Annotated in this window: 12 protein-coding genes; 1 reads left to right on the top strand and 11 read right to left on the bottom strand. The window is 67.0% G+C overall.

Features of this window, described 5'->3' with window-relative positions; translation table 11 throughout:
- The first annotated feature begins 11 nt into the window (after window positions 1–11).
- Entirely contained in the window at window positions 12–2,918 is a 2,907-nt protein-coding gene (gene gcvP / locus ASC78_RS20780) for an aminomethyl-transferring glycine dehydrogenase (protein ID WP_055805570.1), read from the top strand.
- A gap of 57 nt (window positions 2,919–2,975) precedes the next feature.
- On the opposite strand, the gene ASC78_RS20775 is transcribed toward gcvP, so the two are convergent.
- From ASC78_RS20775 to ASC78_RS20725, 11 genes are all read right to left on the bottom strand, one after another.
- Entirely contained in the window at window positions 2,976–3,224 is a 249-nt protein-coding gene (locus ASC78_RS20775; RefSeq protein WP_055805567.1) for a hypothetical protein, read from the bottom strand.
- Between the two features lie 112 nt (window positions 3,225–3,336).
- The gene (locus ASC78_RS20770) at window positions 3,337–4,290 is read right to left on the bottom strand and encodes a DUF3014 domain-containing protein (protein ID WP_082517611.1); all 954 of its coding nucleotides are present in this window, start codon (window positions 4,288–4,290) and stop codon (window positions 3,337–3,339) included.
- Between the two features lie 127 nt (window positions 4,291–4,417).
- Window positions 4,418–5,089, bottom strand: coding sequence for an alpha/beta hydrolase (locus ASC78_RS20765; RefSeq protein WP_055805564.1), 672 nt, complete (start codon window positions 5,087–5,089; stop codon window positions 4,418–4,420).
- Between the two features lie 7 nt (window positions 5,090–5,096).
- The gene (locus ASC78_RS20760; RefSeq protein ID WP_055805561.1) at window positions 5,097–6,149 is read right to left on the bottom strand and encodes an NAD(P)H-dependent flavin oxidoreductase; all 1,053 of its coding nucleotides are present in this window, start codon (window positions 6,147–6,149) and stop codon (window positions 5,097–5,099) included.
- 53 nt (window positions 6,150–6,202) lie between these two features.
- A complete protein-coding gene (locus tag ASC78_RS20755) occupies window positions 6,203–6,973 on the bottom strand; it encodes a tRNA-uridine aminocarboxypropyltransferase (protein ID WP_055805558.1) in 771 nt (256 codons plus the stop codon).
- Window positions 6,974–7,025: 52 nt separating this feature from the next.
- On the bottom strand, window positions 7,026–8,237 hold the full coding sequence (locus ASC78_RS20750) for a DUF1501 domain-containing protein (RefSeq protein ID WP_055805743.1): 1,212 nt from the start codon (window positions 8,235–8,237) through the stop codon (window positions 7,026–7,028).
- Window positions 8,238–8,257: 20 nt separating this feature from the next.
- Window positions 8,258–9,826, bottom strand: a complete 1,569-nt coding sequence (locus tag ASC78_RS20745) for a DUF1800 domain-containing protein (protein WP_055805740.1) — start codon at window positions 9,824–9,826, stop codon at window positions 8,258–8,260.
- A 35-nt stretch (window positions 9,827–9,861) separates the two neighbouring features.
- On the bottom strand, window positions 9,862–10,332 hold the full coding sequence (locus ASC78_RS20740) for a hypothetical protein (RefSeq protein ID WP_055805555.1): 471 nt from the start codon (window positions 10,330–10,332) through the stop codon (window positions 9,862–9,864).
- 122 nt (window positions 10,333–10,454) lie between these two features.
- Window positions 10,455–11,138, bottom strand: coding sequence for a DsbA family oxidoreductase (locus ASC78_RS20735; RefSeq protein ID WP_055805551.1), 684 nt, complete (start codon window positions 11,136–11,138; stop codon window positions 10,455–10,457).
- 38 nt (window positions 11,139–11,176) lie between these two features.
- On the bottom strand, window positions 11,177–12,586 hold the full coding sequence (locus tag ASC78_RS20730) for an MFS transporter (RefSeq protein WP_055805547.1): 1,410 nt from the start codon (window positions 12,584–12,586) through the stop codon (window positions 11,177–11,179).
- A 29-nt stretch (window positions 12,587–12,615) separates the two neighbouring features.
- Window positions 12,616–14,511, bottom strand: coding sequence for a bifunctional sugar phosphate isomerase/epimerase/4-hydroxyphenylpyruvate dioxygenase family protein (locus ASC78_RS20725; protein WP_055805545.1), 1,896 nt, complete (start codon window positions 14,509–14,511; stop codon window positions 12,616–12,618).
- Window positions 14,512–14,596: the final 85 nt, after the last annotated feature.

The following is a 14,596-nucleotide window of genomic DNA, read 5'->3' as shown; positions in this document are numbered from 1 at the left end:
CCTTCACCGCCATGCCGATTTCCGCCTTTCCCTCCTTGCAACAACTGGAGAACGCCGAAGAATTCCTTGCCCGCCACATCGGCATCGATGCGGCGGACGAGGCGCGCATGCTGCCGGTGATCGGTTCGGAAACGCGCGCGGAGCTCATCGACGGCATCGTGCCCGCGGCCATTCGCCGCGCCAAGCCGATGCGGCTGCCGGCAGCCATTACCGAGGCCGATGCGCTGGCCGAGCTGAAGGCCATCGCGGCCAAGAACAAGGTCTTCAAGAGCTTCATCGGCCAGGGCTACTACGGAACGCACACCCCCGGCGTCATCTTGCGCAACGTGCTCGAGAACCCCGCCTGGTACACCGCCTACACGCCCTACCAGGCCGAGATTTCGCAGGGCCGAATGGAAGCTCTACTCAATTTCCAGACCATGGTGTGCGACCTCACGGGCATGGCCATTGCCAACGCCTCGATGCTCGACGAAGCCACGGCCGCGGCCGAGGCCATGACGCTCGCCAAGCGCAGCGTGAAAAGCAAGAGCAACGTATTCCTCGTGTCAGGCGACTGCCATCCGCAGACCATCGAAGTCATCAAGACGCGCGCCGCGCCCCTGGGCATCGAGGTCAAGGTCAGCACCGTCTCCGAGACCCTGCCGCACCTGATGGCAAGCTGCGAATTCTTCGGCGTGCTCGCGCAGTACCCCGCCACCACCGGCCACGTGCACGACCTGCGCCCGCTCGCGGGGCATGCGCACCAGTGCGACGCCGCCTTCTGCGTGGCCGCCGACCTGCTGGCGCTGACGCTGCTCGCGCCGCCCGGCGAATGGGACGCCGACATCGTCTGCGGCACCACGCAGCGCTTCGGCATGCCGCTGTGCAACGGCGGACCGCACGCCGCGTATCTCGCCTGCCGCGATGAGTTCAAGCGTTCGCTGCCGGGCCGGCTGGTCGGCGTGAGCGTCGACACCCACGGCCAGCCCGCCTACCGCCTTGCGCTGCAGACGCGCGAGCAGCACATCCGCCGCGAGAAGGCCACCTCCAACATCTGTACCGCGCAAGTGCTGCCGGCCGTCGTTGCCAGCATGTACGCCGTGTACCACGGCCCCGACGGCCTCACGCGCATTGCGCAACGCGTGGCTGCGCTCACGGCCATCCTGGCGCAGGGCCTGGCACAAATGGGCCGCGAGCCGGTCAACGGCACGGCCTTCGATTCGCTGACCATCCGCACCGGCGAAGACACACCAAAGATCATCGAGCGAGCGCAGGCCGCGGGCGTCAACCTGCGCCAGCGGCTGCAGCAGCACCTGGGAATTTCGCTCGACGAAACCACCACGCGCGCCGACATCGAGACGCTGTGGGCGCTGTTCGTACCCTCCGGCACGCCAATGCCTCGCTTCGACGACCTGGCCAACACCGCGCCGCGCCTGCCCGAAGACCTGCGCCGCACCAGCGCCTTTCTCACGCACCCGGTGTTCAACACGCACAAGAGCGAGACGGCCATGCTGCGCTACATCCGCAGCCTGTCGGACAAGGACCTGGCGCTCGACCGCAGCATGATCCCGCTCGGCAGCTGCACGATGAAACTCAACGCGACCAGCGAGATGATCCCGATCACCTGGCCAGAGTTCGCGAATATCCACCCGTTTGCGCCCGCCGAGCAGCTGGTGGGCTACGCGCAGCTCGATGCGCAGCTGCGCGCCTGGCTCTGCGAAGCCACGGGCTACGCGGGCATCAGCCTGCAGCCCAACGCGGGTTCGCAGGGCGAATACGCGGGCCTGCTGGCCATCAAATCCTTCCACGAAGCCAACGGCCAGGGCCATCGCAACATCTGCCTCATTCCTTCATCGGCGCACGGCACCAACCCGGCCAGTGCGCAGATGGTGGGCCTGCAGGTGGTGGTGACGGCCTGCGATGCACAGGGCAACGTCGACATGGACGACCTGAAGTTCGCCTGCGAGAAGCACAGCGACAAGCTCGCCGCCGTGATGATCACCTACCCGAGCACGCATGGCGTTTTCGAAACCCGCGTGAAGGAACTCTGCGAACTGGTGCATGAGCATGGCGGCCGCGTGTACGTCGATGGCGCCAACATGAATGCGCTGGTCGGCGTGGCCGCGCCGGGCGAGTTCGGTGGGGACGTGAGCCACCTGAACCTGCACAAAACCTTCTGCATTCCGCACGGCGGCGGCGGACCGGGCGTGGGCCCGGTGTGCGTGGTGGAAGACCTCGTGCCCTACCTGCCCGGCCATGCAACGGGCGGGATTGCATCGAACGGCGTGGGCGCCGTCTCGGCCGCGCCGCTGGGCAATGCGGCCGTGCTGCCGATCAGCTGGATGTACTGCCGCATGATGGGCGCCAAGGGCCTGCAGGCCGCGACCGAGATCGCGATTCTGAGCGCCAACTACATCAGCGCGCGCCTGAAGGACCACTACCCCACGCTGTACGCGAGCCCCAACGGCCATGTCGCGCACGAGTGCATTCTCGACCTGCGCCCGCTCAAGGACACGAGCGGCGTCACCGCCGAAGACGTGGCCAAGCGCCTGATCGACTACGGCTTTCACGCGCCGACGCTGAGCTTCCCCGTGCCCGGCACGCTGATGGTCGAGCCGACCGAGAGCGAGCCGCTGGCCGAGCTCGATCGCTTCATCGACGCAATGATCGCCATCCGCGGAGAGATCCGCCGCGTGGAAGAAGGCGTCTGGCCGAAGGACGACAACCCGCTGAAGCATGCGCCGCACACGGCGGCCAGCCTGCTCGGAACGGAATGGGCGCACGCCTATTCACGCGAGCTGGGTGCCTTCCCGCTGGCCGAGCTCAAGCAAACCAAGTACTGGCCACCGATCGGCCGGGTCGACAACGTGTATGGCGACCGCAACCTGTTCTGCAGTTGCGTGCCCGTGGGCGACTACACAGAAACCGAAGAGGCCTGAAGTCCCGCAGCGATCGGCGGCTGCTGCGCGGCCGCCCGGCTACGCACCGTTTGTGGCTCAGGTTTCGCGGCGATACATCGACCACTTCGTGGTCAGGATGTCCGCGGCAATCTTGGCGGCGTTGGCTCCGGCGTAGTTTTCCGACGGGTCGAACTCGAAGCCCTCGCGGTATTTGACGACCTGCGCGTAGTCCTGATCGAAGGTCATCGGCCCCATGAGTTCGGTGGGATCGGTGCCCGTTGGAAGCGCCAGGAATTTCGTTGGATCAGTGGCACTCTGGTAGAGATCGACGCTCATCAGGTTCATACGGGTGTCCTCGATGTCTTTGGGGGATCGCTCTATCGGGTCGGCAGATCATCCACGCCATCGGCGCCGCACGCAATCGGCCCGCGCCTACAAGGCGCTAGGGGGCGATGGGTCAGCGCTGCTGCTGCTTCTTCTTCAGCATCTCGCCGGTGGCGATCTGCTCGCGGAAGCCGCGCAAGCTGGCCTTCATCCTGCGCTCGTTCTCCAGCCCCATGCGCACCATGACCTTCTGGCCGGACGAGAGCGCTTCAAGCTGCGGATCGGCGTATTCGTAACGCACCCAAGGCCGCTGCGGCGACACCTTGCCCTTCACCTCGACGAGGCGAACCTGCACCGGACCGGTGGGTTCGGGCGCCTCCAGCAGATGGTCGATCACGGCGATGAGCCGGTCGTTGAAATAGCGCCCCGGAAAGCCGAGCTCCTCATACGATTTTTGAAACAGCGGATACAGCTGTGCGTAGGTCTTGGCCGCCTTGGCCGGATTGATCGATTCGGCAAGCTGCACGATGGGGGTGTAGCGCGCGGCATTGGCGGGCGCGATGGTCTGCGCCTCGCCCTTGCCTGCGGTAGTGAAGCGCTGCCGGGTGGGCTGCACGGGCCATGTGCTCGCGGGTGACTGCTCCCGCGGCATGTTGTCGACGGTGGCAACCGTGCGGCGCACGATGCCTTCGAACTGCAGGAAGTCGGCCACGTTCTTGCTGCCCATCAGGTCGACCAGCGCCTTCATCACGCGCGTATCGGAATCCGCGACCGTGGGCAGCCCCGAAGCGGGCAGCGCGATCGCATCGATCGGGTTCTGCGGCTCCAGCGATTCGGGCAATGGTGGGGGCGCCGGTGCGGGCGCAGGCCCGTCGTTGGGCGCGGTGGTGGCAACGGGTGGTATCGGTTCCACGTGCAGTCGTTGCTGCTGCTGGTACCAGCGCCAGCCGAGGAATGCGGCGGCAAGCGCCAGCAGCACGATGACGACGAGGGTTCCCGTCGACGATTCGCGGCGCGGCCTGTTGTACGTGGGTGCGTCGCGCAGCTCGGGCACTTCGCGGATTTCGGGCGTGTCTCTGTCGGACATGGGGGCAGTTTCCTTTTGGGAGGATTGCAGTGGGAGGCGAGCAGATATGGTGCATCAACAGTGCCCGCACCACGGCTGCGTCCTCGTAACGCCCTGTGACGCGCCAACCACGAGAAAAGTTCAGCCCCTAGGGTGCGCCGGCTGTAAGCGATTGCAGCCAGGCCAGCGAGCCCTGCAGCTCGGCCGGCCGGATCTCGTGTCCACCCGGAAAATCTCCGCCCGAGAGCGCCAGCGGCAGGCCGCGTGCCAGCTCGCGGGTGGCCTCTGCGGCGCTCGGTGGAATCACGTTGTCCGCGCTGCCGTGGCTCACCCACAGCGCCTTGCCCTCGAAGGCCTCTGGCGGTGCGATGTGCGGCACCACCTGCGGCAGCAGCCGGCTGTGCCACACCATTGCGGCGCGCACCTTGGCGGGCTGGGTGAGCAACAGCGACAGCGCCATGATGCCGCCCTGGCTGAAACCGCCAACCACCACGCGTTCAGGCGGCACGCCCAGCTGCTGCGCGGCCGAGGCGATCATTTCGCCGACCAGGAAGCGGCTTTCGCGCTCCTGCTCCTCGTTGATGCGCCGCTCGCCATCGGCCAGCACCTGGAATTCGAACCACGCATAGGCATCGGGCGAAAGCACATACGGCGCACGCAGGCTCAGCACATGAAACTGCGGCGGCATGAGCCGAGCGAGACCGAACAGGTCCTGCTCGTTGCTCCCCACGCCATGCATGAGCACCAGCAGCCACGGCTCGCGGACGTCGGCCTTTGCGCCGTGCGCCAGGAACTTGAAGGGCAAATGAAGTGGGGTCATGGGTGATTCACAGGGATGCGTGAAAGCCTTGGGCCAGCGCCAGGGTCACCTCCGCCGAAGACACCTCGCGGCAGCCCGTCGCGTTCTGGCCCGACCACAGCGGAGAAAAGTCCCCGCTGCCCTGTGCCTCGGCCTTGGCGCGCAGCGGCGCGATGGCCGAAGTGGCGAGCGGAAATTCAGGCGCCGCAGAACCGATCGGCCCCAGCTCGCGCATCACGCGGTTCACGATGCCGCGCGCCGGCCGGCCTGTGAACAGGTTGGTGAGCGCTGTGTGGCGCGCAGCTTCGCTCTTGAGCGCCGCACGGTGGATCGCGGTCGTGGTGGCTTCCGGCGTCAGCATGTAGGCGGTGCCAACCTGCACGCCCGCGGCCCCCAGCGCCATCGCCCCGGCGACGCCGCTCGCATCCGCGATGCCGCCCGCTGCGATTACCGGTACCTTCACGGCGCGCACCACTTGCGGCAACAGCGCGAAAGTGCCGAGCTGCGTCGTCAGGTCGTGCGAAAGAAAATGGCCTCGATGGCCGCCCGCTTCCAGGCCTTGGGCAATGACCGCATCGGCACCGTGCGCTTCGAGCCACAGCGCTTCATCCACCGTGGTGGCCGACGCGAGCACCTTCGAACCCCAGCTGTGTACCAGCGCCAGCAGCGGTTCGGACGGCAGTCCGAAATGAAAGCTCACCACTGGCGGCTTGAACTCGGCCAGCAAATTGGCCACCTCGGCGCTGAAGGGATTGCGGCCCGGGCCGGTGGGAATGCCGGCCGCATCGATGCCGAATTCGGCGTAGTACGGTGCCAGCGCGGCACGCCACGTCGCCTCTCGTTCGGCACTCGGCTCCGGCGGGGTGTGGCAAAAGAAATTGACGTTGTAGGGTTTGTCGGTTCCGGCGCGAATCGCCGCCAATTCGCTGCGCATGGCATCGGGGCTCAGCATGGCGCAGGGCAGCGAACCAAGCCCGCCCGCATTGCTGACCGCGATGGCCATCGCGCTGCCCTGAATGCCGGCCATCGGCGCCTGGATGAGGGGGAGTTCGGTGCCGAGAATTTGCTTAAGCGTCGTCATGCGAAAGGTCTCTGGATGTGTCGATGCCGGCCATTGTCTCGCCAAGCCGGCGGTCACTCCGGTGACGGGGTCATGGCCGAGGCGCACCGCGGTGCGGACACTTCGCGCAGCCGCTGATGCGCAGCATCACCCCACGCCACGGGCTGCTGGTTCTTCGCGCGCAGATAGTGGTGCGTGAACACCACCAGATAGGCATACAGCGTCTGTTCCGCGACATGCTCGCCTGCCAGGTTCATGCACATCGCAGCCACCTCGCTGGTGCAGAAGTGGTCGTCGCGGCCGGAGTTGCGCAGCTCGTACTGCGTGATCCTCTCCGGCTGCAGACTCAACACCGGCAGCCGGTCGAGGTAAGGGCTTCTGCGAAACATCTTGCGTGCCTCGGCCCATGTCGCGTCGAACAAGATGAAGAGTGGGCGTTTCGCGGTGCCACTGCCGGCCGGTTCAGGCGCGGCAACGGTCAGGACCACGCGCTCGGGCGCCGCATATTGCCCCGGGAACACCACGTATGGCTGCCACTGCGGATCGTTCAACAGCGCCAGCAGCGCGGGATCGGTTTCGGTGCGGGCCCAGCCGAAGGCGAAGGTATCGGCCACCACGTCGGCGACCAGCCATCCCGTGTTGGTGGGCTTGAGCGGCTCGATGTCGGCCATGAGCAGACACACCCCCGCGCGCGTTGTCACCGAAGGGCGCACAGTGCACATGCAGTGGCTGGGCACCAGGCGGCAGCCCGCGCAGCGCTCGCGCTTGAAGCCACCGCGGGCCAGAAAGGGTTTGGCGCTTCGCGCCAGGCGCGCGGCGCGAAGAAGGGAGACGGCGTGAGGCATGCGCCGATTCTCGACGGTCCCGGAGGCCGGTGCGCCGGAATGCTCCGGGCAGCTAAACCAGCTGCAGATCCTTCGGCGCTACCCCGTCGAACACCCGCGCGAGCTGTGCCGGCGAGAGGCCGTACATCCGCTTGAACAGCCCGCCGAACACCGCGCGGTATTCGTTGAGCACCGGGTAGTCGCGGTTCTGGAACAGCGTGGCCTGCGTCACCTCCTGCTGCTCGCCCACGACGCGCCCGCCGGCCTCTGCCGAGAGTCCGCCGCCGAGCACCCAGTACACGGTGCCGTGCCCGTGGTCGGTGCCACGGTTGCCGTTCTCGCGGAAGGTGCGGCCGAACTCGCTGATGACGACCACCACGGTCTGGCGCCACGCGTCGTCGCCCATCTCCTGTGCGAAGCCGGCCACGCCGCGGCCCAATTCCTCGAACCGATTGGCGAGGTAGCCGGTGGCGCCGCCCTGCCCCACGTGCGTGTCCCAGCCGCCGACGTCGACGAAGCCGAGGTCGAAGCGGTCTCGCATCAGCAGGGCCATGCGGCGCGCCACCAGCTCGAAGCCTTTGGCGGTCATGGCGTTTCGGCTGGCGGCGTCCATCTCGGCCTGCACCGCGCGCGTCACCTCGTCGCGCAGCTCGAAGCCTTCGGCCACCGGCTTGGCCAGCGGGGTATTGCGGTACATGGCCGCGATGACCTGGCTCTGCCGCGCATCGATGCCCGCACGCGCATTGCCCGCGAGCGCCATGTTGGCGGCCTTGGCGCTGCCGCGCAGCGAAAGGGGCAGCTGCTCGGTGAAGGCGATGGGGGACACGTCGGTGACGGGCCCCGCGCCGAGCACGCCGGCCAGGCGATTGAGAAAACCCGAGCGGTAGTCGCGGCGCTTGTCGAGCGCCTGGCCGAGTTCGATGGAGTCCTGTGTTTGGAAGTGGCTGCGGGTGAGGTCATCGGTGCCGGCAAAGGCGATGAAGGAGGCCTGCTTCTGCTGGAACATCGGCATCACGCTTTGTGCCAGCGCGGGATGCAAGCCCCAGTTGCCGTCGAGCGGCAGCGCGCCGTCGGGCGTGCCGGGGCGGGCGATGGCGATGTTGGGGCGCGAGGCGTAGTAGAAGTCGCTGCTCGTGGGGACGAGCAGGTTGCTGCAGTCGTACGCGCCGCGCAGGAACACGACCAGCAGCTTGACGCCTTCGGCTGCGGGCGCGGCCATCAACCGGCCAGCGGCGCCCGCGAACGGAACGGCGGCCACGAGCTTGAGCAGTTCTCGACGTTGCATGACAGTGTGTCCTTCCTCGATCAACGGCGCATCAGTTCCGGCGACGCCAGCAGGAAGGTGTTCCACTCCTGCGGGTTCTTCGCCTGCGCCAGCGCCTCGCGCGTGTCCGCGCCCAGGCCCGCCTGCATCGCGCGCACCGCGCGCGAATCGGCCAGTGGCGGGAATGCGGGTTTCTCGAGCGGAGCCTTGTCGTCCGCGCGGAACAGCACGGCGCCGTTCGCACCGATGGCGCGCGCGATCTCGAAGCGCGTGTTCATCTGTCCCGCGCTGGCCCAGGCCGCTTCGTTGAGCGGATAGCCGTTGGGCGTCTCGTGGCCGTACAGCTGTTCGCCCATGCGGTTGATCCAGCCGAGCATCGGATTCACGTTGGACACCACGCGGTCGTCGTACGCGAGCCGCACGCCAGCGATCACGTAGTGCACCGGGTCGCGGAACTTGCGGCCGAGCGAGGCGGCGAACTCGGGCGACTCGAACATCGCCTTGAGCGTGACGGCGATGTCGCCGTCGCTGCGCGTGAAGGCCACAGCCATGCGTTCGACCAACGCCTGCGGCGGATCGTCGGAGACGAAGTACACGGCGAGCTTGCGCGCGATGAAGCGCGCGGTGGCCGGCGCGCGCGCCAGGCGGTCGAGCGCCTCGTCGGCCTCGGCCAGTCCACGGCTCTGGATGGGCTGGCCCAGCAGCGTCTTCGACCCGTAGTCGTGCCGGTTGGGGTTGAACTCGAACAGGCCTTTGCGCACGTAGTCGGCGCGCAGGGCCGGCCGCACGTTCGGCGGCGGCGCGTCGAGCGGCTGGTAGCTCACGCCCACGCCGGTGAGCACGCGCGCCAGCTCCTGCACGTCGGCTTGCGAATAGCCGCCGTCCACGCCGAGCGTGTGAAGCTCCATCAGCTCGCGCGCATAGTTCTCGTTGATGCGGTTGGCGGCGTTCTGCGCGTTGTCGAGGTAGCGCAGCATCGCGGGGTGGTGCAGCGTGGCACCGAGCAGGTCGCGAAACCTGCCGAGCGCGTGCGGTCGGATCGCGTTCTCTTCGTAGTCGCCCACCATCGCGCGGATGTTGTCCTTGCGCAGGTTGACGTTGAAGTGGTTCATCCAGAACCATGTCATCTGCTCCTGCAACTGGTTGGGCGAATAGAGCGCGCGCAGCACGAAGCGCTGTTGCGCCTCGCGTACCAGCCCGCTGAGCCGCTGCTGGTAGGCCTGGCGCGCGGCCTTCTTCTCGTCGTCGCCGGGCAACGCATCGGCCGCCTTGCGCTGCGCGTCGAGTTCGGTGACGAGCTGGTCGAGCGGTGTGCGCGAAATGGCCATGGCATCGACCTGCGCCTGCGCGGCCGGCGGCAGCGGCGCGGGCCGCGGATTGAGCTGGTCGCGCATCCACAGCGACAGGCCTCGCTGCGCCAGTTGCGCTTCGCTGCTCGCATTGGCACCCCAGCCCACGCGGTCGAGCCAGCGCAGTCGCGCGGCTTCGTTCACCGATGCGGAGGAAGGCAACGACACCGAAACCAGCGGCCGACGGTCCCCCGGCGCGCTCGCGCAGGCCGTGAGCAGCGCCACTGCGCATGCAACCAGCGCCATCGGCACGCGACGCATGAAGCACAACAGCGAAGCGGCGGCCGGCACCGCGCTCACTCCCTGCGCATATCGTGGCGGCGCACGTCACCGATGGCGTGCTGCGCGGTGTCGAGTGCAGCGTCGACGTGCGCCAGGCCGCGCTGCTGGAACGGCCGCGAGCGCGGGTCGTCTTCTTCGCGCGCCACGTCGGAGCGCACCTTGCGCAGCAGGTCGACAGCCGCATGCAGACGGCCTTGGCGCGGCAGCCACGCATCGGTGGGCTCGCGCCATTCGACGGGCTTGCCGTCCAGCCATGCCGCATGCTGCAGGTCAGCGATGGCGGCATGGATCTCGTCGACCACCACCTGCTCGTCGCGCGAGACCTGCCCGTCTTCGGGGAGGCGGTGCTCCACCTTCCAGGCGGCCGTGCGCAGGTCGGACAAGGCGTGGAGGTAGAACGGATGTCTGCCGGATTCGTCGGCCAATGCGGGCAGCGACGCCGCTGCCATGAGAACCAATGCGGCGATGAGGCTTTTCTTATTCATCTTCGGAGCTCCTGTGAGTGACGACGGTTCGAGGATGCCTCCTCAACCGCCGTGCCCCGCTCCGCGTTGACGCACTTTACCTTCGCAGCGCCGCGCAATTCAGCGCCTAAGCGCCGGCTAAGTCAGGCTACCGACAGGCTGGAAGGCGCAGCGCCGGCGATCTGCCGCAGCGCTCGCTCGAACACCTCGACCGGCTGGCCGCCCGAGATCAGGTGGTGGTCGTTGATGATGATTGCGGGCACCGAGTGGATGCCCGCGTCCGTGTACATGCGTTCGCGCTCGCGGGTTTCATCGGCAAATTCATCGCTGGCCAGGATCTCGCGAGCCCGCGCCGCGTCCAGCCCGGCCTCGGTGGCCGCGCGCACCAGCACCTCAGGATCCGAGGGGTTTTGCCTGTCGGTGAAATAGGTCTTCAGCAGCAGCTTCTTGAGCGCCGCCTGCTTGGCCGGGCTTTCGAGTTCGGCCCAGTGCAGCAAGCGGTGCGCGTTGAAGGTGTTGTAGACGCGTGGGCGTCCCTCAGGGCTGAACTCGAAGCCCACCTCGGCCCCGCGCTGGCGGATCATCTCGCGCGATTGCGCCTGCTGTTCACGCGTGGAGCCGTATTTCTGGCTCAGGTGCTCGAAGGTGTCCTGGCCTTCGGGAGGCATCTGCGGATTCAGCTCAAAGGGCTGGAAATGCAGCTCCGCCGTGACGCCGGGGGCCACACGCTGGAGCGCCGCTTCGAGCGAAGCAAGGCCAACGGCGCACCAGGGGCAAGAGACATCGGAAACGAAATCGATCTTGAGATGGGAAGTCATGGGCGCCATTCTTCATGGCGCCAACGCCCTTGGTGCGCGCAAGGTCTTCAGGCCGCAGCCTTGGCCATGCGGGCTGTTTCAAGCGTCTGCTCGCGCATCAGGTCGTACTCGACCTTGTCGACCGGAACCGCATCGGGCTTGCCCAGGTCGTTCATGTGCACGCGGTAGGTCTCGCGTGCGGTCATGGCCGAGACCGCGGCAATGGCGCAGATCGCCAGCGTGATGGCACCGACGATCAACGGGATGTTGGCAGCGCCGGGGGGCGCAACCGCCACGAACAGCGCCGGCAGCAGCGCAGTGATCGCGGTGCCGATGTTCTGCGAGATCGCCATGCCCGAGACGCGAGTGCGCGTGGGGAACATCTCCGGATAGAAGCTCGGGAACACGGCGTTGTAGCCCTGATAGACCACGCCCCACATCAGGAGCGACATCACGATGGCCAACGGCACGTTGTGGATGCTGATGGCGTACAGGTAGCCGAACGACAGCAGGCCCGAACCGATGGCGCCGACCATGATCGGCAGGCGGCGGCCGACCTTGTCCGACAGGTTGCCGACGAACGGGATCACGATCACGGCCAGGATGTTACCCATCACCGGAATCCAGAGGTAGATGTCTTTCTCGAAGTTGATGCCGTAGCCCGGCTGCACTGCGTAGGCGGCGCCGAAGATGGTCGCGACCACCGGGATCACGTTCATCAGGGAGCACAGCAAAACGCGCACCATGTCCCGCCAGCTCTCGGTCACGGCCTGGATCACCGGTGCCTTCGGCACCTTGCCGCTGTTGTCGACTTCCGTGAAGGCGGGGGTCTCGTCCACTTCCTTGCGGATGATGTAGCCGGCCACGATGACGATGAAGCTCAGCAGGAACGGAATGCGCCAGCCCCAGGAATTGAAGGCATCCTTGTCCATGTAGTGCGCGAGCGGCAGGAACACGGCGGCCGCCATGATCTGGCCGGCCTGCACGCCCTGCAGCGTGAAGCTCGCGAAGAAGCCGCGGCGCCCGAACGGCGCGTGCTCCAGGATCATCGAACTCGCCCCGGAAATCTCGCCGGCCACCGCGAAGCCCTGGATCAGGCGCAGCACCACCAGCATCGCGGGTGCCCACAGGCCGACTTGGTCGTACGTCGGCAGCAGGCCGACGGCGATGGTGGAAAAGCCCATCAGGAACATGCAGAGAATCAGCACGGTCTTGCGGCCGTGCGTGTCGCCCCAGTGGCCCAGCAGCAGTGCGCCGATCGGCCGTGCGACGTAGCCCACGCCGTACGTCGCGAGCGACGCGATGATCGCGATCTGCGGGTCGCCCTTCGGAAAGAAGATCTGCGGAAAGATCAGCGCCGCGGCGGTGGCGTAGATGAAAAAGTCGTAGTACTCCAGCGCCGAGCCGATCCAGCCGCTTGCGGTGGCCTTCTTGGACTGGTGCTTGCCTTTCGGCTCGTGGGCCGTGATGGATGCCATGGTTTGTCTCCAGGGTTGACGAAAAAGATCTATGCCTGCGCCTGCGACGCCATGCGGGCCGGTGCGTTGAGGGCGCCATACGCGTCGTAGCCCGCGGTGCGCTGTGCCAGTTCGAAGAAGAGCCCGCCTTCGATGTTCTCGGTGTAGATGTGCAGGTAGTCGCCCGCTGCGGGTGAACGATCGAACAGCACACCCGCCTCGCGCAGCCGCGCGAGCAGCGCCGGGTCGATGTCGATGCGCGTGGCCAGGTCGTCGTAGTAGTTGTCCGAAATGGGCACGAATCGCGTGCCGGCGGCGCGCAGCCGCGCCACGCTTTCGAAGATGTCGTCGCATCGCATTGCGATGTGATGCACCGCGCCACCGCCGGTCACGCTCAGCGTGCGCGCGGTGCGGGTGCGCTGGCTCAGCGACACGTTGAGCACCAGCCGCACGCTGCGATCGACATTGGCCACGCCCCGGCTGCGAATCAGCCCGAAAGGATCGGCCAGCTCCAGGCTCTCGCCCGGCTCCAGCCCCAGCACCGCGCGCGTGAACAGCACCCAGGTGTCGAGCTGGTCCACTGCCAAGCCCAGCGCCACGTGGTCGATCTGCGTCAGGCCGGCGTCTGCGGCGAGGGCCGATGCATCTTCCTCGAGGATGAAGTCGGCCTCATACAGCCCGTTGGCGCCCAAGGACTCGGCAACGAAATGGATGAGGTTGCCGCCCGGCGCCACGATGGCGGGCACGCTCAACTCGTCAGGGCCGACGGGGCTGTCATGGCGCTGCGAACGCATGGCCGTGGCGCGGTCGACGGCCGCCTGCGGATCGGCGCAGCGCACGCCCAGCGCGCACACCGAGGTGCCGTGCGCTTCGAAACGGCTGCGCGCGAACGAATCGGGTTGCGCATTGACGATCAGGTTGATCTCCCCCTGGCGGTACAGCACCACGGCCTTGGAGCGGTGGCGGCCGATGCGCCGGAAGCCGAGCTGCCCGAACAGCGTGCCGAGCACAAGGGCCGAAGCCTCGTCCGCCGCGAATTCGATGAACGAGAGGCCCGAAAGCGCCGGCACGGCGGGCGGGCCGAACAGCTCGACGCGCTGCGCGTGCGCAGGCTCATCGACAGCCGGCGCCAGCCGCCGCTTCGCTTCGCTTTCGAGGTACAGCAGCGAGCGCATCGCGTCCACGGCGGTGCGGCGGTTGGGCGTTTCGCGGAACACGTCGTTGAAGATCTCCAGCGACAGCGGCCCGGTGTAGCCCGCGCGCAGCACCTGCTCGAAGAACCCGATCACGTCGAGGTCGCCCTGCCCTGGAAACGATCGGTGGTGGCGGGCCCACTGCAGCACGTCCATCGAAAGCAGCGGCGCGTCGGCCATCTGCAGGAAGAAGATCTTGTCGCCCGGAATGGCCGCGATGCCGGTGGGATCGTCCTTCAGCGACAGCGTGTGAAAGCTGTCGAGAATCAGGCCCAGGTTCGGATGATCGGCCTCGCGCACGATGTTCCAGGCTTGGCCATAGAGCGAGGTGAAGCGGCCCCAGGCCAGGGCCTCGAAGCCCACGCGAAGATTGCGGCGGGCGGCGCGCTCCGCGAGTTCATGCAGCTGGGCCGCGGCAAGTTTCGGTTCGTCGATGGCCAGCGGCGAGGTGTTGGAGCAGCACAGCATCAACGGCGCGCCCATCGCCTCCATCAGGTCGAACTTGCGCTCGGCGCGCTCCAGGCTGCGGCGGAACTGCGCTTCGGGCATGGCCTCGAAATCGCGGAACGGCTGGTACAGGTCGATCGAGAGACCAAGGTCCGCGGCGATGCGGCCCAGCTCGTCGGCGCTGCCCTTGAAGTTGACGAAGTCGGCCTCGAACAGCTCGATGCCGTCGAACCCCGCGGCCGAAACGGCTTCGAGCTTCTGGCGAAGCGTGCCGCTGAGAGAGACGGTGGCAATGGAGCGATGCATGGGATGACTGTAGAAACACCCGCCACCCGCCACAACGCTTTGCACTCAGGTCGCGTTCGATAATCGAACGACTGCGTTCATTGTT

This window comes from Variovorax sp. Root318D1, from assembly GCF_001424835.1.
Lineage (GTDB): Bacteria > Pseudomonadota > Gammaproteobacteria > Burkholderiales > Burkholderiaceae_C > Variovorax.
The sequence above is the reverse complement of the archived record's forward strand: the minus strand, read 5'-3'. Positions and strand labels throughout refer to the sequence as shown.

Coding starts and splice junctions, on each gene's coding strand:
- ASC78_RS20760 (WP_055805561.1), bottom strand. CDS start 6,149: ATGACGACGCTTAAGCAAATTCTCGGCACCGAACTCCCCCTCATCCAG.
- ASC78_RS20750 (WP_055805743.1), bottom strand. CDS start 8,237: ATGCAACGTCGAGAACTGCTCAAGCTCGTGGCCGCCGTTCCGTTCGCG.
- ASC78_RS20735 (WP_055805551.1), bottom strand. CDS start 11,138: ATGGCGCCCATGACTTCCCATCTCAAGATCGATTTCGTTTCCGATGTC.
- ASC78_RS20745 (WP_055805740.1), bottom strand. CDS start 9,826: ATGCGTCGCGTGCCGATGGCGCTGGTTGCATGCGCAGTGGCGCTGCTC.
- ASC78_RS20740 (WP_055805555.1), bottom strand. CDS start 10,332: ATGAATAAGAAAAGCCTCATCGCCGCATTGGTTCTCATGGCAGCGGCG.
- gcvP (WP_055805570.1), top strand. CDS start 12: ATGCCGATTTCCGCCTTTCCCTCCTTGCAACAACTGGAGAACGCCGAA.
- ASC78_RS20725 (WP_055805545.1), bottom strand. CDS start 14,511: ATGCATCGCTCCATTGCCACCGTCTCTCTCAGCGGCACGCTTCGCCAG.
- ASC78_RS20770 (WP_082517611.1), bottom strand. CDS start 4,290: ATGTCCGACAGAGACACGCCCGAAATCCGCGAAGTGCCCGAGCTGCGC.
- ASC78_RS20730 (WP_055805547.1), bottom strand. CDS start 12,586: ATGGCATCCATCACGGCCCACGAGCCGAAAGGCAAGCACCAGTCCAAG.
- ASC78_RS20775 (WP_055805567.1), bottom strand. CDS start 3,224: ATGAACCTGATGAGCGTCGATCTCTACCAGAGTGCCACTGATCCAACG.
- ASC78_RS20765 (WP_055805564.1), bottom strand. CDS start 5,089: ATGACCCCACTTCATTTGCCCTTCAAGTTCCTGGCGCACGGCGCAAAG.
- ASC78_RS20755 (WP_055805558.1), bottom strand. CDS start 6,973: ATGCCTCACGCCGTCTCCCTTCTTCGCGCCGCGCGCCTGGCGCGAAGC.